The following is a 19,322-nucleotide window of genomic DNA, read 5'->3' as shown; positions in this document are numbered from 1 at the left end:
GCAAAGCTTAATTACAAAGAAAAGCCCGCGCCTTATTTCTGCTGCAAGCTCCAATTGTAAAGCTCTTTCTTGTTAACGCCAGTAATTTCCCCAGCGATAGCCGCAGCTTTCTTGGGCGGCAACTCCGCAAGGAGTAGCGACATCACTCTCTGCGCCTCCGCATCCAGCTCATTGACTAGGCGACGCTCGGCTCCGCGTACCAGCAGGACAATTTCGCCACGCCGCTGATTAGCATCCGAGCGCACCCAGCTGACCAGCTCACCGAGCGGCATAAGGCGGAAAGTCTCGAATGCCTTGCTAAGCTCACGAGCAATTACTGCTTCACGCCCAGCACCAAACACTTTTGCCATTGCTTCAAGGGTATCCGCAACTCGATGTGGCGCCTCGTAAAAAACCAGCGTGCGGGTAGCACCAGCTAACTCTTGCAAAGCCCGCTCACGGGCTCCGGCCTTGGCCGGCAGAAACCCCTCAAAACTGAAGCGATCACTAGGCAAGCCTGCAGCACTCAAAGCAGCTACAAAGGCGCAGGGCCCAGGTATCGGCACTACACGGATTCCCCGCTCACGCGCCTCTCGCACCAAACGATAACCTGGATCTGAAATAAGAGGGGTACCCGCATCAGAAATCAGCGCCACCGTCTGCCCCTGCTCAAGCCGCTGCAAAATCTGGCCAGTGCGCTTGTCATCAGAGTGGTCGTGATACGCCATCAAGGGCGTTTCAATATCGAAATGGGAAAAGAGTCTCTGACTGTGACGTGTGTCCTCCGCCGCAACCAGGTCGGCACATTGTAGAACTTCAACAGCTCGCGGTACCATATCGGCCAAATTACCAATAGGCGTAGCGACAATATAAAGCATCGCCTGATCCGGCCCCATAGTTGTTCACTCCAAATATAAATATTGCGGGAGAAGAATATGTCCGCCTCTTCCCGGCGCACGTCTACTGTGATCACCAGCATGGCTGCGGCAGCACTGGCACTGGCTTTAACCGCCTGCCAAACTCCAGCCTCCCGACCGGGGGCTTACCAGCCCACCTACCCGGCCAGCCACAAAGCCAGCCGCAGCGATGCCGTTCGCCTACTGCGTAGCGCCGAGACCTTGCCGGCTCCCGCGCGGGACCAGCAGCGCCTTCGGGCGGCCGCCATTCTATACGAGCTGGGAGAGAAAGAGTCAGCCAAAGAAGCTGTTGTGAAAATTATTCCCGAACAGCTGGATAACACCCTCTATGCCAGCTATGCACAGGTGTATGGCAGTTTACTTGCCGATGGCGATGACTTCTTCGAAGCCCTGGACTTAGCTACATCTCCACGCCTTGAGGGTGCTTGGGCGCAATTGCCACGGTCGACTGCGCTACCCTTACGCAACTTGCGCGCAGACCTTTGGGGCCTCCTTGGTAATCTCGACAGCGCCATTAGTGAGCGACGTGAGATTTCTTACCTTGTGAAGTCTGATGGCGCGATCGTTGAGAACAACAATGGCTTATGGCAACTACTTACCCAGCTACCTTCCAGTGAGTTAAAGAATCGCGCCAATAAAAGCAGCGACACCCAAATGCGCGGCTGGTATCAGCTGGCGCTACTGGGTCGAGATACTCAGACTGATATCAGCTCACAACTTACCGCCCTTAGCCGCTGGCGTGAGCGCTGGCCAGCGCATAGCGCCAACACACATCCACCACAAGCATTACAGCTGCTCGAACGGCTAGCGGCTCAACGCGCCGATAGCATCGCCCTGCTACTGCCTTTATCCGGCTCACTTGGCAGTGCCGGTCGCGCGATCCGCGATGGCTTTATGGCAGCACACTACACAGCCCTGAACGCCGGAGGAGCCACTCCCAGGGTCATGGTATACGATACCGGCACAGAGCAGCCCTTCGAGGAAATCTACCAGAATGCCGTGGATGCAGGCGCTCAGTTCATTATTGGCCCCCTGGACAAGAGCAAAGTCTCCAACCTACTGGCGACAGAGAAGCTGCCAGTACCCACCTTGGCGCTAAACTATGGTGACCAGGGACGACTCACCAATGACCTAGTGCAGTTTGGCCTCGCTGTTGAGGACGAAGCCCGTCAGATCGCCCAACATGCCTACCGTCAGGGCCACCGCCAGGCAATGGTACTCACCACCAATAGCAGCTGGGGTCAACGGGGGGCCGAAGCATTCCGGGAGGAATGGCAAAATCTCGGCGGCTCAGTCAGTATTGGCAAGACATTCTCCAATAACAGCAAGTTTGCCAACCTGGTTAGCGATGCTTTACTAATCCCAGCCAGCAAAGCGCGCAAAAAGGAACTGCAGGGCCGTTTGGCCGCGCCATTGGAGTTCACCCCACGGCGCCGCGATGATGTCGATATGGTGTTTGTAGCAGCCCTGCCCCAACAGGCCCGCCAACTCAATCCTATGCTGACCTACTACTACGCCGGCGACCTACCGGTTTATGCCACCTCCCATGTTTTTGGTGGTAGTGTCAATCCAAATCGTGACCGCGATATTAACGGCGTACGCTTTACCGCCCTGCCCTGGTTATTTGAGAATAACCAGACCAAGCAAGACATAGAGCAACAAGCCGCTCCGGCACCAGCATTTGCCCGTTTATACGCTCTGGGCGCCGATGCATTCCGCCTCTACCCACGCCTTCCCATGTTGCGCCAGTTTCCGCAACAGAAAGTACATGGTCTCACTGGGGCACTCAGTCTGAGTGCTGATGGCCGCATTGTGCGAGAACAGATGTGGGCACGAATCGAGAAGGGGGTGCCTGTGCCAATAACAACTGTAGAGCCGCTGTCGATACCTCAAGACAACGGCCAGCTGACAGGAAACAGTGAAGCTCTTTAAGCGTCCAGCCAGTACTGTCGGCGCACGCATGGAGGGTGCCGCAGCGCTTCACTTACAACGCGCGGGGCTCTCGGTGACTGAACGCAATTACCGCTGTCGTCACGGAGAGATAGACCTTATCGCCCGTGAAGGCGATACTGTCGTGTTTGTGGAGGTGCGCTTCCGCCGTAGCAGTCGCTTTGGCGGTGCCGGAGCCAGCGTGGATATTCGCAAGCAGCAAAAGCTGCTAGCCACCGCGCACAGCTATTTACAACAGCACAAACTGGACTGTCCCTGCCGCTTCGATGTCCTTGCCATAGACGGCGATGCGCAAAACATTCAGTGGATTAAGAACGCCTTCGAAGCCTAAGGCAAAACCGAGATTTACCTTGCCAAGTTACGGCGAACTGCGGTTCGCCTGAATTAAGGACACAATGGAACAGCGAGTCGTAACCCTTTTTCACCACAGTCTGGAAGCCACCATGAACGCCGGTGAGATACTGGCGCCCCTGATTGCGGAGGCCAGTGAGATGGTGGTGCACACACTGCTAGCAGAGAGCAAAATACTTCTTTGCGGCAATGGTGTCAGTGGCGCCCTGGCGCAGAGTTTCAGCTCGCAATTAACTGGCGGCTTCCAACGCGAGCGCCCCGGCCTGCCAGCAATGGCACTCAATAGTGACGGTGTCTCCATGGGCACCGTCGCACAAAATCATGGCAGTGCGGATACTTTCGCCCACCCGGTACGCGCTCTTGGCCAACCCGGCGACCTGCTGATAATAATTAGTAGCGATGGCGGGGACTCCAACTTGGTACAAGCTATGCGCGCCGCCCGAGACCGCGACATGGGAATCCTGGCCCTCACCGGTGGAGATGGCGGCGATTGCGCTGCCCTCTTGGATAACCATGATATTGAACTGCGCGTGCCTTCCGATGTCGCAGCAGAGGTACACCAAGTACACCTTCTGACTATTTTTTGCCTGTGCGACTTGATCGACAGCAGCCTGTTCGGTGGCTATGAGGACTGAACCATGAAAACAAAACTATCTTCTGTTGGAAAATGCCTTCTGGCCGCGCTCGCCATAGCCACTCTGCTTGGCGGCTGCAGCACAGTTATGGAGGCCACTCACGATGGCCCCATCCAGCAAGACCCAGGGAAACGCTCGCTGGGGACTTATATCGATGATGAGAGAATCGAAACCATTGTCACAGTGAATATCAACAAAGCCCACCCCGACCTGAAAGCAGCAAATGTTGACGTAACCTCCTTCAATGGGGTGGTTTTGCTCACAGGCCAGGTACCCAACCAGGAACTTCGCATGCTTGCCGGCCGCACTGCTGAGCAGGTTCAGAACGTACGACAGGTGTACAACGAGACACAGGTACGCGGCAAAGTCACCTTTCTCGCCTCCACCAGTGATGCCTGGCTGACAACTAAAGTGAAAACCAATTTGCTTGCAGATAAGGAAATTGATGGGGCTCGCATCAAAGTGGTAACAGAAAATGGGGTGGTTTACTTGATGGGGCTTCTGACCCCGGCGGAAGCAGAACGCGCTGCGGGCGTAACCCGTTCAATTGGTGGAGTACAGAAGGTCGTAAAAGCCGTGGAGTACATCAATTGATACTGTGATGTTGTACCCCATTTAACAATTTGATATCCGAATAAAAAACGGAGGCTAAGCCTCCGTTTTTTATTGGTGAAGCTTTAAGCCAAAGTTACAGGCGCTCAATAGCTATCGCCGTGGCCTCACCACCACCGATGCAAAGGCTAGCAATGCCCTTCTTAACATCGCGCTTCTCCATAGCGGCCAACAGGGTGGTCAAGATTCGAGCACCGCTGGCACCCAATGGATGGCCTAGGGCACAAGCGCCACCGTTCACATTAACCTTATTCCAGGGGAGTTCCAGCTCACGCATGGCTGCCATGGTTACCACGGCGAAAGCCTCATTAATCTCAAACAGGTCAACATCGGCAGCAGACCAACCGGTGTTTTCCAGCAACTTATGCATGGCACCCACTGGGGCAATAGTGAACCACTCGGGCTCACGGGCAAACTGAGCTTGCCCTTTGATAACCGCTAATATTTTGAGTCCGCGCTTATCAGCCTCACTTTTTCGCATCAGTACCAATGCCGCAGCGCCATCGGAAATAGAACTGGAGTTGGCTGCAGTGACAGTGCCATCCTTGCGGAAAGCCGGTTTCAACTGCGGGATCTTGTCTGGACGAGCACTGCCTGGAGCCTCATCTACACTGACGACTACCTCTCCACGCCGGGAAGCAATGGTTACCGGGGTAACTTCACGGGCAAAATCACCATTTTCAATTGCTGCCTGGGCACGAGCCAGGGACTCCAGGGCAAACGCATCCTGCTCTTCACGAGAGAACCCATACTTATCCGCAGTACCCTCAGCAAAAGCACCCATCAATTTGCCGTCTTCAGCATTCTCAAGGCCATCGAGAAACATGGAGTCCTTAACCTCACCGTGCCCCAGGCGCATGCCGGAACGGGCTTTAGGCAAAAGGTAGGGGGCGTTGCTCATACTTTCCATACCACCGGCAACAATGACCTTGCCCTCCCCCAACAACAGCGCATCCCGGGCCATCATCACAGTCTTCATACCAGAACCACACACCTTATTGACGGTAGTACAGGGCGTGCTGTCTGGAATACCTGCTGCCAGCGAAGCTTGGCGCGCAGGCGCCTGTCCCACACCTGCTGGAAGCACACAACCCATCAGGACTTCATCGATATCTGCGGGGGCTACCCCTGCATCTTCCAGAGCCGCACGAATTGCCGCTGCGCCCAACTGTGGGGCACTCAAGGAGGATAAGCTACCCTGCATGGCACCCATCGGGGTCCTCGCCATTCCGACGATCACTACGGGGTCTGAAGTTACATCACTCATTCTGTCTGCTCCCAGTTCTACACCGCCCTCTCTGCTGTGGCGGCAATTGTGTTTTATAGTCGCCGCATTATAGCCGAAGCACTACCCTGCTCCGCCAGAGCCAGTTTCACTACTAGCGTCGCCCGGCAGATGGAGCGTGTTACTATCGGCGCCAATCATAAGAAAACGTGGCGAGAGGACTTATGGAGTTATCAAGCATTATCGTGCTGGTGGTTATTGCTGCACTTTTGTTTTATGGAGTAGGGATTTATAACAAACTGGTTTCCCTAAAAAATCGCAATGAGAACGCCTTTGCACAGATAGAGGTACAACTGAAACGGCGCCACGAACTGATCCCCAACCTGGTGGAAACTGCTCGAGGTTACCTGAAACACGAACGGGAAACCCTCGAAGCCGTAACTGTTGCGCGCAATACCGCCATCAGCGATCTCAAGGCAGCAGCCTCAAACCCGTCAAGTGCCACTGCCATCGGCAAACTTGGCCGTGCAGAGAGCGCCCTGAATGGCGCCCTGGGACGCTTTACTGCAGTAATGGAGGCATACCCGGACCTGAAAGCCAACCAGAACATGATGCAACTCAACGAGGAGCTGAGCAGTACTGAGAATAAAGTTGCCTTTGCACGGCAGGCATTTAACGACTCGGTCACAAATTACAACATATACAAACAAAGCTTTCCGCCAGTATTGCTGGCTGGTTTTTTCGGGCATCGCGCCAATGCCCAACTGCTGGAATTTGCCGACTCAGATGCCGCTCAGGTAGCTCCTCGTATCGAGTTTTAAGAGATGAATTTTTTTGAGTACCAGGATCGCGCCAGACGAAACAGTCTCCTGCTTGTAGGGCTTTTCGCTCTAGCCGTAGTTTTGCTGATCTCCCTGACCACTTTAGTCGCTGCCGCAGCGATAGCGCTCTCTCGCGGCCAGCCTTTTTCATTCAGTACTATCGAGCAATTACTGGGCTGGCAAACTGTGATATCCATCGCCCTAACGATTGCTGCCATTGTCGCCCTCGGCAGCCTATATAAACTGTACCAACTCAACGCCGGCGGCAGCGCAGTGGCCGAATCCCTCGGCGGACGCAAGCTCAATATTGCTCCGCAGAATTCCAACGAACAACGCGCACTGAATGTTGTAGAGGAAATGGCAATCGCCTCAGGTACCCCTGTGCCGGATGTCTACCTGATTGAGGATGATGCGATCAATGCATTCGCCGCGGGCTCCAAACCCACCGATGCAGTGATCGGCCTCACTCGAGGCTGTGTTGAAAACCTTAATCGAGAGGAACTGCAAGGTGTAGTGGCACATGAGTTCAGCCATATCTTAAATGGCGATATGCGTTTGAATATCCGTATCGTAGGAATGCTGAACGGTATCTTGATTATTGGCCTGCTCGGCCATTGGCTGGTTCGCGGAATTTACCCTGGCAATCGAGAAAACCGAGGGCGTGCGGCTCTGTTTGGGCTCGGCGCAGCATTAATGGTTGTGGGCTATACAGGAACCTTCTTCGGCAACCTGATTAAGTCTGCAGTTAGTCGCCAACGGGAGTTCCTTGCAGATGCCTCTGCAGTACAATTTACCCGGAACAATACAGGTATCGCTAGCGCACTAAAAAAGATTGGCAGTTACGGCTCAAAATCGACTCTGACCAGCGGCAGGGCAGCGGAATACAGCCATATGTTTTTTGCCAATAGCATGAAGCGTTCGCTATTTAACCTCTTCGCCACACATCCGCCTCTGTCAGATCGTATCACCCGACTCGACCCCAGCTGGAATGGCCTTTACCCCGACAATACTAATAACGCCTCACAATCACAGCCCCCTGCATTTGTTGAGTCCGCGCAAGTATCCACTTTCGCAAAATCCGCACCCTTCCAGGCAGCGCTGGATGCTGTAGATAACAGCATTGCCAACCCGAGCGAACAACAGGTGCAATACGGACGCCAGCTGCTTCAATCTATTCCCTCTGGACTTCAGCAGGCAGCTCATGACCCCTTCGCCGCACGCGCGCTGATTTATCACCTGCTGTTACACAAGGAGGGGGCAGAGCGGCAAGTACAACGCGAACTACTCAATAAAATTGCCCATCCAGCAGTGGTGCGGGAAATGCGACAACTGGAGACACAGCTGGAAAGCCTGCCCAATAGTGCACGCTTGGCCCTGTTGGATCTTTGTGTTCCCGCCCTGAGAGCACTGGTCCCTCAGCAGTATCAAGTATTCAAGAGAAACCTGATCAAACTGCTGCACAGCGATGGAAAAATTGAGATTTGGGAGTGGGCCCTATATCGGGTACTGATGCACGCACTGGAGGGCTCTCCTGACCGACAGCGGCTTTCCAATAAAAAGGGAGCCAGCAAAGATGCCAACTGTTTCCTTCTCGCCGCTATCGCCCATTCGGGCAATAGTGAGTATCTACCTGCCAAAAGGGCTTATGAGCAAGGCCTCAAGGCATTGGGTATAGAGGTCACACCACTGCCAAGTCACAAGGATATAAATTTACCGCGGCTCGACAAGGCCATCGCCATTGCAGGACAGATGAAAGCTCTGGATAAACCGGCATTGTTAAAGGCAATGGTACTAACCCTAAGCCATAACGGGGTGATCAAGGCAGAGGAAATCGAATTGCTCCGGGCCGTAGCAGATAGCTTGGACTGCCCAATGCCACCTCTGCTACCAGCGCAGCCATAAATCGGGTCGACTAACCAATAAGCCGGCATTGCCGGCTTGTTTCCACTTATTTATTAAACGTGATGCTGATAGACAGGGCCTATTCCTACGCTCCACAAAATTACCGAAGTAATTAAGACAGTAACCATCATGACAAGCGCCACAGTGAGCACCGCACAGGCATAAAGAAATGCCCGCTCTTTGTTCATCTTCATCAAAATTGGGATACCGGCAAATACCAGATAGATTGAGTACATCCCCGCAATGCCCACGGCGGCCATAGTAAGCCAAGGGTGGGGGAAAAGAACCACAATACTAGCGAGGAAAATTGGCGTAGTGATAAAGACCGCAAGCGCGGTGCCTTCATAATGGCGTGTAGGTTCATCACCCTCGACACCATAGGACCTCGCCATCCAGTTAATAAATTCCCCAAGGCAATAGACTCCGACCAGTAACGCAAAGTAGGTCACTATAGACAAAACTGCTGCGCTCTCCGGAGTCAACTTGGCCAGATGCCCCCCCACCTCAAACCCCACCCGTGTGACACCAAAGTAGCCGGCAACTGTAGGGATCAGAGCCAGAAATGGAACATGGGTCACGAAAACCTGGAAAAAAGAATGTCTATCCGCTCGGATGGCTTTCCACTCTTTTTCAGGATTAGTAAGAATGCCGATTGTGTGACTGAGTAATCGCACGCTGAAACTCCCTTCAATACCCTGCATTGCAGTATCGGGGGACGGCGCGGAATTAACCAATGCGAATAAGAAATTAGGCGCCACTTTTAAATCAGGTTGATTTATATCAAGCGCGAACAGAGACGCGATTCCGGCCGCCCCGCTTTGCCTTGTAAAGGGCCTGGTCAGCGGCCTTTAGGACAGTATCAGGCCCTCTCAACTCCTTACCCCTCTGAGCGAGGCCAATACTAACGGTTACCTTAATCTGTTGATCTGAACGGCGTTCAGAACGCCACAACTTAGGACCGGAAATACGTCCTCCAGAGCGCAAGCGCATGGGATAGGCCGCTATTTTCTCCCGAATAAGCTCCAGCTGTCTTTCTGCGGCTGAAAGGTCACGACCAGAAATAATTAGCACAAACTCCTCCCCCCCATAGCGAAATAATTCCCCTGACGTATTTCGAGCAATCTGGGTAGCAACCATTCGCAGTACCTGATCACCAACCTGATGACCAAAGCGATCATTCAATTTCTTAAAGTAATCGATATCAATCATGGCAATAGAATAATGCCGGCCGGGAGTGAGCATCCGATACCTGAAAGCCCTCCGAGACCGGACTCCGGTCAACTCATCGCGGAAAGCCAGCTCATAGCTGCTACCCAGCAGCGAAAAGATAAGTAGGAAACCAGCTACTGACATTAAAGGAACCAGAGGCATCCCACTCCAGACGCCATACAACGTAAGCAAGATGCAGCTGAATAACCCCACAGCCGTGGGCCCGGGGTAAAGAGCCAGCAGTGCCAATGCGCCAAGTGAGGCCGCCATACAGGCCAAGAGTGGTAAAGGTGGGGAAAACCGGTCAAGAGCCAATAGCCAAGCAGGCAGATGCTGCAAAGAAAACATCTGAGCTAACGGCCCATAATATTTCTGCAACCAGAATAGGGCTATCCCCTGTGCACCCAGGATCAACAGCCAAGCGACCCCAAAATTACTCCATATGCTACGGTCGCGGCTACAGCTAAATAACATCAAGTTGAGGGCGATCAACCCCAGATAGAGGGAAAAATCCTGCTTCAACAGTATTTCGAGACTGATCGTCCCATAGAAAAACATTAATAGTAATGCGGCCAGACCAACTCGGCTTGAGCGATAAAATAAACTGAGCAGCAGCGCTGTTACCAATAACAGAAAAGGCAGCTGGACATTGTTCAGGGACGCCAGATCGAGCCAGGGTAAATGTTGGGCAAGTGGCAAAATCAGGAGCAGTCCGGGCAACCAGCTAAAACGCAGCCACTGCAAATACGACGGCATGGTAAATTGGGAGCAAGAAATAACAGAGAATTATACGCACCTGATAACAGTAATTTCTTAGACTAGGCGCACAAAAGAGAAGACCGACGAAAACAAAAAGAAAAAATAAAAAAGGGGCAAAACTGCCCCTAGAAATTTTTTAAAGCCGAGCTTATTTCACAACGCGCAATGCGGGCTTCTTCACCGACTTTTTGCCCAAGCTGGTGGGCGGGGTAGGTTCGGGCGGTTCTGGGGTTTCTTCTGCCTCAAACACCATACCCTGGCCATTCTCACGGGCATAAATTCCAACTACCGCGCCAACCGGAACCTGGATATCAGTGGGAACCCCACCAAAACGCGCATTAAACCTGATCGCATAGTTATCCATGGTCAGCCTCGCAACAGCACTTTCAGAGATGTTTAGCACTATCTGCCCATCATCATTAACATGCTGTTGTGGCACCAGCACCCCGGAAAGGTGCGTATCGACAAGAATATAGGGAGTGCACCGGTTATCGGTAATCCACTCGTAAAATGCCCGCAAAATATATGGGCGATTGGAGGTCATGACCGGCTTACTCACCTAACTACCCTCAACGCATTTCCCGTTCGTACTCGGTAAGGCTCTGCTGGAACGCTTCACGGGCAAACAGGCGATCCATATAATCCAGCAGTGGCTTCACTTGCTTAGTCTTGGGCAAGCTGATTTCGAACTGCTCGAGACGCCAGAGCAGTGGAGCCATACAGCAATCCACCAGGGAAAATTCTTCATTGAAGAAGTACGGCAGCTCAGTAAACATCGGCGCAATGCCAACCAAGCTATCACGCAGCTCCTTACGGGCGGATGCAGCATCTTTGCCTCCTGCCAGAATTTTATCCACCAGCGGACACCAGTCGCGCTCAATACGATGCATAATCTGGCGACTTTGAGCGCGCGCAACCGGGTAAACGGGCAGCAGCGGCGGGTGTGGGAAACGCTCGTCAAGATACTCCATCATAACCTTGGTTTCGAAGAGCACCAGATCGCGATCAACCAGAGTCGGCAGCGAATTGTAGGGGTTGAGGTCAGCGAGCTCGGCGGGCTTATCATCCGAGTCCACATCTATGATTTCTACGGACACCCCTTTCTCTGCCAGTACGATACGCACCCGATGGCTATAGTGACTGCGACCATCAGAGAAGAAGGTCATAGAGGAGCGCTTGTTGGTAGGCACACCCATGTTCAAACTACCTCAAACTTGTTGGCCGACAAACACCGGCCTTTATTCAAAATATAAAAGGGCGGCAGAGTATCTCCACCACCCATCAAAAAGAAACCTGCGAATCTTAGTGGTGTATGTCTTTCCAGTACTCGCGGTTGAGCAGCCAGGCAAAGATAAAGAATATAAAAATAAACGCCAGCACATAGAAACCAATGCGCTTGCGATCTTCTGCCATTGGCTCTGCAATGTACTCCATAAAGTTGACCAGGTCATACATAGCCTGATCAAACTCTTCCGGATTCATGGAACCCTTCACACTACCAACCTTGAGGCTGCCACAATCGGCGTCCATGATCGGGTTACCCAGCTCATCGCGCACGATCTTACCATGGTCGCGCTTAGGACCAGGGGCACATTCCGGCAAGCCCTGCAGCTCCATCAATACATGCGGCATGGCGACACTGGGGAATACCAGATTATTCACACCGGTAGCACGACTGTCATCCTTGTAGAAACTGCGGAGATAAGTGTAGAGCCATTCCGGTGAGCGGGAGCGGGCAACCAGCGTCAGGTCCGGCGGCGTGGCGCCGAACCATACTTTGGAGTCATCCGGGCGCATGGAGATCTGCATCAGGTTACCGATCTTGTCGTTACCCAGGATCAGGTTCTCCATCATCAGCTCTTTGGGGATATCCAGATCTGTAGCAACACGCTCCCAGCGGGAATAGTTGGCACTGTGACACCCCATGCAATAGTTGACGAAGTACTTGGCTCCACGCTGCAAAGACGGCTTGTCCTGAAGGTCGATACTAATAGGGTCCAGCTCAACACTGGACTCAGCGCCTACCGCTTTGATTGGGATAAAGGTCAGCAGGCCAACAACCACAATACCGATAAACAGAATACCGAATGTTTTTGCTCCAGATGGGCTGGTTACACGCTCAGGCTCTGGGTATACCTCATCGCGGCTAGTAATCCAGGGCAGCAAGGCGAAGAAAGCTGCCAACAAAACAGTCACTACTCCCATAAAGGTATTTACCGAGAAGTTAGCCACTGCCATCCACAGGAACAGTACACCGAAGCCGATGCTTACAACCCAGGAACCCACTCCCTTGCGCTCCTTTGGATTCGTCCAGACCGGCATGGTCAGGAAGAACGCAAAATAGAACAGGGTCGCCACCTGAGACAGGAAGTTACGCTCTGGGGTCGGAGATTTAACCCCCAGGTAACCCAGGATAATAAATACCGCTGCGAACAAAAGGAGCAAACCTTTTGGCAGCCAACCTTTGTAACGAATGGAACGTACGGGGCTCTTATCGAGCCAAGGCAGTACAAACAGCACCGCAATGGCCGCACCCATAGCCACCAAACCAAGGAACTTGGCTGTAAGAGGACCAATATCCATAGTTACCGCACGCAAGATCGCGTAGAACGGCGTGAAGTACCAAACAGGTGCAATATGGGGAGGGGTCTTCAGTGGATTTGCTTCCTCGAAGTTAGCGTACTCCAGGAAGAAACCGCCCATCTCAGGGAAGAAAAACACAACAGTGGCGAAGATAAACAGGAATACCGCAATACCCACCAGGTCATGTACAGAATAGTAAGGGTGGAAAGGTACGCCGTCTTTGGGGATACCGTTCTCGTCCTTATTTTTCTTAATCTCGATACCATCAGGGTTGTTAGAACCCACTTCATGCAACGCCAGGATATGCAGGACTACCAGCAACACAAGAACCAACGGCAGTGCAATAACATGCAGGGAAAAGAAGCGAGTCAGCGTAATACCTGAAATCAGATAATCACCGCGAATCCACTCAACCAGGCTATCGCCAATACCGGGTATTGCACCGAACAGGGATACAATTACCTGGGCACCCCAGTAAGACATCTGACCCCAGGGCAATACATAGCCCATAAAGGCTTCAGCCATCAGCACCAGGTAGATACACATACCAAAGATCCACACCAGCTCGCGGGGCGGCTTATAAGAGCCATACATCAATCCGCGGAACATATGCAGATACACAACCACAAAGAAAGCAGATGCACCCGTCGAATGAAGGTATCGAATCAGCCAGCCCCATTCCACATCGCGCATGATGTATTCAACAGAGGCGAAGGCACCTTCAGCCGAAGGATTAAAACTCATCACCAACCATATACCGGTCAGAAGCTGGTTAACCAGTACAAGCAGTGAGAATACGCCGAAGAAGTACCAAAGATTAAAGTTTTTGGGCGCATAGTACTTGCCCATATGCTTATCCCAGGCCTGGTAGATCGGCAGACGCTGATCTACCCAGTCACCGAAATCTGCTAGCCATTTCATGCAGTGCCCTCCTGGTCTACACCAATCACGATTACCTCATCGCTCTCATAGGAATAAGGCGGAACTTCCAGGTTGGTAGGTGCAGGAACACCGCTGTAAACACGGCCGGCCATATCGTATTTGGAACCATGGCAGGGGCAGAAAAAGCCGCCCATCCACTCATCACCACCCAAATCGGCGGCGCCCACTTCCGGGCGGTACATAGGTGCACAACCCAAGTGTGTACACAGGCCAACCAGAACCAACAACTTTGGTTTGATAGAACGATTTTCCGGATTTACATAATCTGGCTGGATAGATTCCTCAGAGTTGGGATCGCGCAACTGCGGCTCCACTTTCTCTAGATTTTGCAACACTTCATCGGTGCGGCGTACTACGTAGACCGGCTTGCCGCGCCACTCAACAGTAACCATCTGGCCCGGTTCAAGTTTGCTAATGTTGTATTTAACCGGAGCACCAGCAGCTTTTGCCTTGGCACTCGGATTCCAGGAAGCGACGAAGGGAACGGCAACCCCAACCGCTCCCGCACCACCAACAACTGAGGTGGCAGCGGTTAAGAAACGGCGCCGTCCTACATTTACACCGTCATCACTCATGACGTAGTTCTCCCATCACAGCGATCCCGGATACACCGGAGATGCGCTGGCCCAAACCCAAAAAGTCTTGAAAGAAGTCCCGCTCCGGCAGATTGCCCGCGCGAATAAACCCCACAAATCAAGCGGATACAAATCCGCGCAATGTTAAAGAAAATGCCATTTTGATACAAGGCAAAGACATAGGAACGTCGGGAATTACGCAGCGAAACAGCGAGAAATCGAGCAAAGCATCACAAGCACTGCTCAACACACCAAATGCCGGAGATAAAAAAAGCCCGGCAGATGCCGGGCCCAAAAGAAAGCTTAACGCTTGGAGAATTGCGGCTTCTTACGCGCTTTGCGCAGACCGACTTTCTTACGCTCAACCTCACGAGCGTCGCGGGTAACATAACCTGCGGCGCGCAGCGGTTGACGCAGCGCTTCATCGTACTGCATCAGGGCGCGAGTCAGACCGTGACGGATAGCACCCGCCTGACCAAAAGAACCGCCACCTTTTACAGTTACAGTAACATCGAATTTTTCAACCATATCGGCTCTTTCCAGCGGCTGACGCACGATCATGCGAGCCACCTGACGACCGAAGTATTCGTCCAGGGTACGACCGTTTACAGTGATCTTGCCCTCACCAGGCACGATAAATACACGAGCAGTAGAGGTCTTGCGGCGGCCGGTACCGTAGTATTGAGTAGTTGCCATCAGATTTATTCCCGTTTAGATCGCCAGTTCAGTCGGCTGTTGAGCCGTGTGAGGATGTTCACTACCGCTGTATACTTTCAGCTTCTTGAACATGGCGCGACCCAGAGGACCCTTCGGCAGCATGCCTTTTACGGCGCTCTGAATGGTGCGCTCGGGCGCTTTCTCGATCAGCTTCTCAAAACTGATGGACTTGAGACCACCGGGGTAGCCAGAGTGGCTGTGGTAGATCTTGTCTTTGGCCTTATTGCCGGTCACGCGAACCTTTTCTGCATTAATTACGATAATGTAATCGCCAGTGTCCACGTGGGGCGTATATTCAGGCTTGTGCTTGCCGCGCAGGCGGTGGGCGATCTCGGCAGAAATACGGCCGAGGGTCTTGTCCGCAGCGTCAACAATGTACCAGTCGCGTTTTACCGCTTCCGGCTTGGCACTGTATGTCTTCATGTTATAAACACCTGTAATATGACCCCCTGAATTAGGGGCCGTCCCACAAAAGAGCGCGGATAGTACAAAAGGAGTGCTCGCTTTTCAAGCGATATTTCGACGTGTCACGAGGCGTCATTAGTCGGGGCGATGCGCCCGCTCCAGGTACTCGCGGGACTGCATTTCCAGTAAACGACTAACAGTGCGCTCAAACTCAAATCGCAGTTGTCGCCCACCATAAAGTTGATCGGCCGACACCTCCGCCGAGATCACCAATTTGACGCAACGGTCATAGAATTCATCAACCAGATTGATGAAACGTCGCGCCTGGGCATCCATCCTTTCATCAAATCTGGGCACCGCAGCGAGCAGCACAGTCTGAAACTCCCGCGCCAGTTCGATGTAGTCATTTTGCGAACGAGGCCCATCACAGAGGTCAGCAAAATCAAACCAGGCCACATCATCAGCTACTTTAAGTGCACGAATAGGCCTCCCCTCCACCTGTAAATCCACATCGCTTCGAACCTCACAGCCATCCACGCTCAACTGTGTAAAGCTGTGCGATAGATTTGCGATCGCAGCGTCATCCAAAGGTGCATGATAAAGCTCCAGTAATTCAAGGGTACGCAAGCGATAGTCGGTACCTCCATCAACATTAACCACTTTGGTATGACGTTGAAGGAGCGCAATCGCCGGCAAAAAGCGCGCCCTTTGCAAACCATCTTTATAGAGCCCCTCTGGCTCGATATTAGAGGTAGCCACAAGGGCCACCCCGCGACGAAATAAGGCCTCCAATAAACCTGCAAGGATCATGGCATCGGCAATATCGGACACAAAAAACTCATCAAAACACAGGACCTGGGCCCGGTTCGCGATCTTATCGGCCACCTTCTCCAGTGGGTTTTTCTCCCCAGCATACTGCTTTAAGCCCCCATGTACTTGGCGCATAAAACGGTGGAAGTGAGTCCGCTGCTTCCTGGGGAAAGGCAAGGACTCATAAAATGCATCCATCAAATAGGTCTTACCGCGTCCCACCCCACCCCAAAAGTAAAGCCCTCGCTCCGGACCGACATCCGCCCTGCGAAGGCGGGCAAACAGATTCCCAATAATGCCCCGCTCAGCCCTCTCGACCAGACGCCGATGCAAATCCTGCAACTCCTGCACCGCCGCTCGCTGCGAGGGGTCCTCAATAAAATCCGGGCGCTGCAGATCATTCTCATAACGCGCTATCGGGGAACAAAATGACGGGTTGGCAGGAGGCATAAAGGAAGATTCTTCAACAACTGTATTACTGGCGCGCACTCTATCAAATTCACTATAGCGCCGCCTAGATAGCAGAGAAGCCGCCATCAGCCCTAGGCCCACCCACTCAACCCAGTGCAATTCGCCAGGAGCCAGCGGCAATTCGGAACTGCAGGCTAACCTGCGTGTCGCAATTTACCAACAGTATTAATTGTCGGGTTAATAATCGCGTATACTGGGTCCGCTAACATGGGGTTGATAGTCACTTGAGGGGGACTACCCGAGGCGTGGGGCGGTGCCACTACCGCGCCGGCATCCATCACGGATCGCCAATGCCATATAAAAGCAAGTTGAGGAGGTAGTAAGTGCACTCTACATCGGTATTAATTCTAGTCGGCGTCCTGGGCATGACCTTGGGCGCCCTGCTGGCATTCCTCGCAGTCCGCGGACGCAGCAGCGTCGACCGCACTCAGGAACTCGAGCTACGCCTGCGGGAAGCCAATAATAAAATGGAGGACTTCCAGCTCCAGGTAAACGAGCACTTTGACCAGACATCCCAGCTCGTTCACAACTTAACCGAAAGCTACAAGGAAATTCACGAGTATTTATCCAACAGCGCTCTGCGCCTTTCCAGCCAGGATATCGGTCGACAAATGCTCGAAGCCGGGAGCGGCAAGCTGAAGGAGGATGACAAACAACTTCAGGATATGGAGCCCCCTAGAGACTGGGCTCCCAAGGAGCCCGGAGCCAAAGGTACCCTTGCGGAGGATTACGGCCTGGAAAAAGAGGCACACGCAGGAAGTTAGACTTAGCCATCAACTGTTACTTCGGCAGAGCTTTCAGTTGATAACCCAATTAAAAAGGCGGGATAACCCGCCTTTTTAATTGGAAACTTTACAAACTCTGATAGTAATCCATGAGAATTTGCGCCACCTCTGGGCGAGAGAACTCTGGGGGCGGAGCGATACCATTACCCAACATCTCACGCACCTTGGTACCAGATAATAGAATGAAGTCCTCTTTAGAGTGATCCGGCACATCACGCATCATCACGACCTTATTCAGCTTTTTTGAATAGGCGGTATGGTCAGCACGAAAGATTTCAATCTCCAATGCACCCTCGGGTACCCTTCCATCAAAAATAGTCTGGGCATCAAAAGCACCATAGTAGTCACCGACACCCGCGTGGTCGCGCCCAACGATCAAGTGGCTGCAGCCACAGTTTTGGCGGAAAACGGCATGCAGTACAGCTTCGCGAGGGCCCGCATACAACATATCGAAGCCATAGCCTGTAACCATTACAGTATTTGCCGGGAAGTAAACTTCCACCATCTTACGAATTGATGCATCCCGGACCGGCGCTGGAATGTCCCCTGGCTTTAGCTGGCCCAGCAACATATGAATCAGCACACCATCGGCTTCCACAGCCTCCAGCGCCATTTTGCATAATTCTTCATGGGCTCGGTGCATCGGGTTGCGTGTTTGAAAGGCAACCACCTTATTCCAGCCCCGCTCGGTAAATTCATTGCGAATTTCCACAGCCGTGCGGAAAGTATCCGGGAAATCATTCTGGAAATAGCTGAAATTGAGCACTTCGATTGGGCCGGAAATTAACTTCCTCCCAGCTGACTTAAAGGTCGCAACGCCAGGATGTTTTTCATCGAGCGTGCCAAATACCTGCTCAGCCATGCTATTCATTTGTTCATCAGTAATGGTCTCAATGGCTTCTACATCCATTACCGCCAGCACTGGGTTGCCCTCAACATTGGGGTCACGTAATGCAATCCGGGAAGCACCTTCTATAGCACCGCAGTCCTCTACCACATTCAAGACAGGAACCGGCCAAAAGAGACCATCAACAGTGCGCAAGGTCTCAGCCACACTCAGCGCATCGGCCAGATTCATATAGCCGTGCAGCGGATTAAAGTAACCAGCCCCCAACATCACTGCATTGGCCGCCGCGGCAGAGCTGACCACAATCGAGGGCAGCGACTCCGCTTCATGCATCAGTTGGTGATGCCTTTCACTGTCGTACACAAAGCGCGGCTGCAGCTCAATACTGCCATGGGGGCGAACTAGGGACATGCTGGTCTCCAAATACAAATATTGCCGGTTAGTCTTAAATTTTCGACGGGCCATTATACGCACTTGCAGGATGCGACCAATGCCAGCCCATCACAGGAGACGGGATTATAGACCCTGCCAGTCCACTCTAATAATTACCCTCCAAAATCTGGTTAACCTCCCCCATGGGAAGGCGCAGGGGGAAAGTGCTATCCAAAAGCGACAAACATCAAAATTGAACAGTGATGGCAAAGGACTTAAAGGAGCATTTAGGAGGGGGGCTTCCATTCACAAAGCCAACTTAACTTGTAGTTTCCTATCAAGGAGGCACCACGTGAGTTGGGCCAACAAAATATAGCAGCGGCCTTTTAGGCTGCTTCTAGATACACGGGAGCACGATCTGAAAGTAGCCTTAAGAAGCTCTGTATACGGCAATT

At 52.6% G+C, this 19,322-nt stretch carries 19 protein-coding genes; 7 read left to right on the top strand and 12 right to left on the bottom strand.

The window, feature by feature from the left end; translation table 11 throughout:
- Positions 1 to 32 precede the first annotated feature (32 nt).
- Complete coding sequence (rsmI, locus tag G367_RS0108090; RefSeq protein WP_020412615.1) at positions 33 to 875, bottom strand: 16S rRNA (cytidine(1402)-2'-O)-methyltransferase; 843 nt, start codon at positions 873 to 875, stop codon at positions 33 to 35.
- Between the two features lie 39 nt (positions 876 to 914).
- On the opposite strand from rsmI, the gene G367_RS0108085 reads away from it, so the two are divergent.
- The 4 genes from G367_RS0108085 (at position 915) to G367_RS0108070 (ending at position 4,426) form a co-directional block, all read left to right on the top strand.
- Complete coding sequence (locus tag G367_RS0108085; RefSeq protein WP_020412614.1) at positions 915 to 2,828, top strand: penicillin-binding protein activator; 1,914 nt, start codon at positions 915 to 917, stop codon at positions 2,826 to 2,828.
- Entirely contained in the window at positions 2,815 to 3,177 is a 363-nt protein-coding gene (locus G367_RS0108080) for a YraN family protein (protein ID WP_020412613.1), read from the top strand. Before G367_RS0108085 ends, G367_RS0108080 begins: the two co-directional genes overlap by 14 nt.
- A gap of 64 nt (positions 3,178 to 3,241) precedes the next feature.
- Complete coding sequence (locus tag G367_RS0108075; RefSeq protein ID WP_020412612.1) at positions 3,242 to 3,832, top strand: SIS domain-containing protein; 591 nt, start codon at positions 3,242 to 3,244, stop codon at positions 3,830 to 3,832.
- A 3-nt stretch (positions 3,833 to 3,835) separates the two neighbouring features.
- The gene (locus G367_RS0108070) at positions 3,836 to 4,426 is read left to right on the top strand and encodes a BON domain-containing protein (protein WP_020412611.1); all 591 of its coding nucleotides are present in this window, start codon (positions 3,836 to 3,838) and stop codon (positions 4,424 to 4,426) included.
- Positions 4,427 to 4,520: 94 nt separating this feature from the next.
- Here the strand turns inward: G367_RS0108070 and G367_RS0108065 are convergent, their stop codons facing one another.
- Positions 4,521 to 5,711, bottom strand: coding sequence for a thiolase family protein (locus G367_RS0108065; protein ID WP_026305002.1), 1,191 nt, complete (start codon positions 5,709 to 5,711; stop codon positions 4,521 to 4,523).
- Positions 5,712 to 5,893: 182 nt separating this feature from the next.
- Here G367_RS0108065 and G367_RS0108060 point away from each other — a divergent pair, with 182 nt between their 5' ends.
- Together G367_RS0108060 and G367_RS0108055 are read left to right on the top strand one after the other, a co-directional pair.
- Positions 5,894 to 6,490, top strand: a complete 597-nt coding sequence (locus tag G367_RS0108060; protein WP_020412609.1) for a LemA family protein — start codon at positions 5,894 to 5,896, stop codon at positions 6,488 to 6,490.
- Between the two features lie 3 nt (positions 6,491 to 6,493).
- Positions 6,494 to 8,392 (top strand): M48 family metallopeptidase, encoded by a 1,899-nt coding sequence (locus tag G367_RS0108055; protein WP_020412608.1) that lies wholly within the window; start codon positions 6,494 to 6,496, stop codon positions 8,390 to 8,392.
- 53 nt (positions 8,393 to 8,445) lie between these two features.
- Here the strand turns inward: G367_RS0108055 and G367_RS0108050 are convergent, their stop codons facing one another.
- From G367_RS0108050 to zapE, 9 genes are all read right to left on the bottom strand, one after another.
- A complete protein-coding gene (locus tag G367_RS0108050) occupies positions 8,446 to 9,066 on the bottom strand; it encodes a Yip1 family protein (RefSeq protein ID WP_020412607.1) in 621 nt (206 codons plus the stop codon).
- Positions 9,067 to 9,172: 106 nt separating this feature from the next.
- Positions 9,173 to 10,357 carry a GGDEF domain-containing protein gene (locus tag G367_RS24985; protein WP_083922690.1) on the bottom strand — a complete coding sequence of 395 codons (1,185 nt, stop codon included), beginning with the start codon at positions 10,355 to 10,357 and terminating at the stop codon, positions 9,173 to 9,175.
- Positions 10,358 to 10,508: 151 nt separating this feature from the next.
- The gene (locus tag G367_RS0108040) at positions 10,509 to 10,904 is read right to left on the bottom strand and encodes a ClpXP protease specificity-enhancing factor (protein ID WP_020412605.1); all 396 of its coding nucleotides are present in this window, start codon (positions 10,902 to 10,904) and stop codon (positions 10,509 to 10,511) included.
- A 25-nt stretch (positions 10,905 to 10,929) separates the two neighbouring features.
- Positions 10,930 to 11,556, bottom strand: coding sequence for a glutathione S-transferase N-terminal domain-containing protein (locus G367_RS0108035; RefSeq protein WP_020412604.1), 627 nt, complete (start codon positions 11,554 to 11,556; stop codon positions 10,930 to 10,932).
- Between the two features lie 106 nt (positions 11,557 to 11,662).
- The gene (locus G367_RS0108030) at positions 11,663 to 13,864 is read right to left on the bottom strand and encodes a ubiquinol-cytochrome c reductase (protein WP_020412603.1); all 2,202 of its coding nucleotides are present in this window, start codon (positions 13,862 to 13,864) and stop codon (positions 11,663 to 11,665) included.
- Positions 13,861 to 14,460 carry a ubiquinol-cytochrome c reductase iron-sulfur subunit gene (gene petA, locus G367_RS0108025; protein ID WP_020412602.1) on the bottom strand — a complete coding sequence of 200 codons (600 nt, stop codon included), beginning with the start codon at positions 14,458 to 14,460 and terminating at the stop codon, positions 13,861 to 13,863. The genes G367_RS0108030 and petA overlap by 4 nt, the downstream gene beginning before the upstream one ends.
- Positions 14,461 to 14,763: 303 nt before the next feature.
- Positions 14,764 to 15,156, bottom strand: coding sequence for a 30S ribosomal protein S9 (rpsI, locus tag G367_RS0108020; RefSeq protein ID WP_020412600.1), 393 nt, complete (start codon positions 15,154 to 15,156; stop codon positions 14,764 to 14,766).
- 15 nt (positions 15,157 to 15,171) lie between these two features.
- Complete coding sequence (gene rplM / locus G367_RS0108015) at positions 15,172 to 15,600, bottom strand: 50S ribosomal protein L13 (protein ID WP_020412599.1); 429 nt, start codon at positions 15,598 to 15,600, stop codon at positions 15,172 to 15,174.
- A 117-nt stretch (positions 15,601 to 15,717) separates the two neighbouring features.
- Entirely contained in the window at positions 15,718 to 16,842 is a 1,125-nt protein-coding gene (gene zapE / locus G367_RS0108010) for a cell division protein ZapE (protein ID WP_026305001.1), read from the bottom strand.
- A gap of 344 nt (positions 16,843 to 17,186) precedes the next feature.
- Between zapE and G367_RS0108005 the strand changes: the two genes are divergently transcribed.
- Entirely contained in the window at positions 17,187 to 17,627 is a 441-nt protein-coding gene (locus tag G367_RS0108005; RefSeq protein WP_026305000.1) for a Z-ring associated ZapG family protein, read from the top strand.
- Between the two features lie 88 nt (positions 17,628 to 17,715).
- Here the strand turns inward: G367_RS0108005 and sat are convergent, their stop codons facing one another.
- Entirely contained in the window at positions 17,716 to 18,906 is a 1,191-nt protein-coding gene (gene sat, locus G367_RS0108000) for a sulfate adenylyltransferase (protein WP_020412596.1), read from the bottom strand.
- Between the last annotated feature and the right edge of the window lie 416 nt (positions 18,907 to 19,322).

It is taken from the genome of Microbulbifer variabilis ATCC 700307, assembly GCF_000380565.1.
GTDB lineage: Bacteria > Pseudomonadota > Gammaproteobacteria > Pseudomonadales > Cellvibrionaceae > Microbulbifer > Microbulbifer variabilis.
This window is presented reverse-complemented; position numbering and strand designations above follow the sequence as displayed.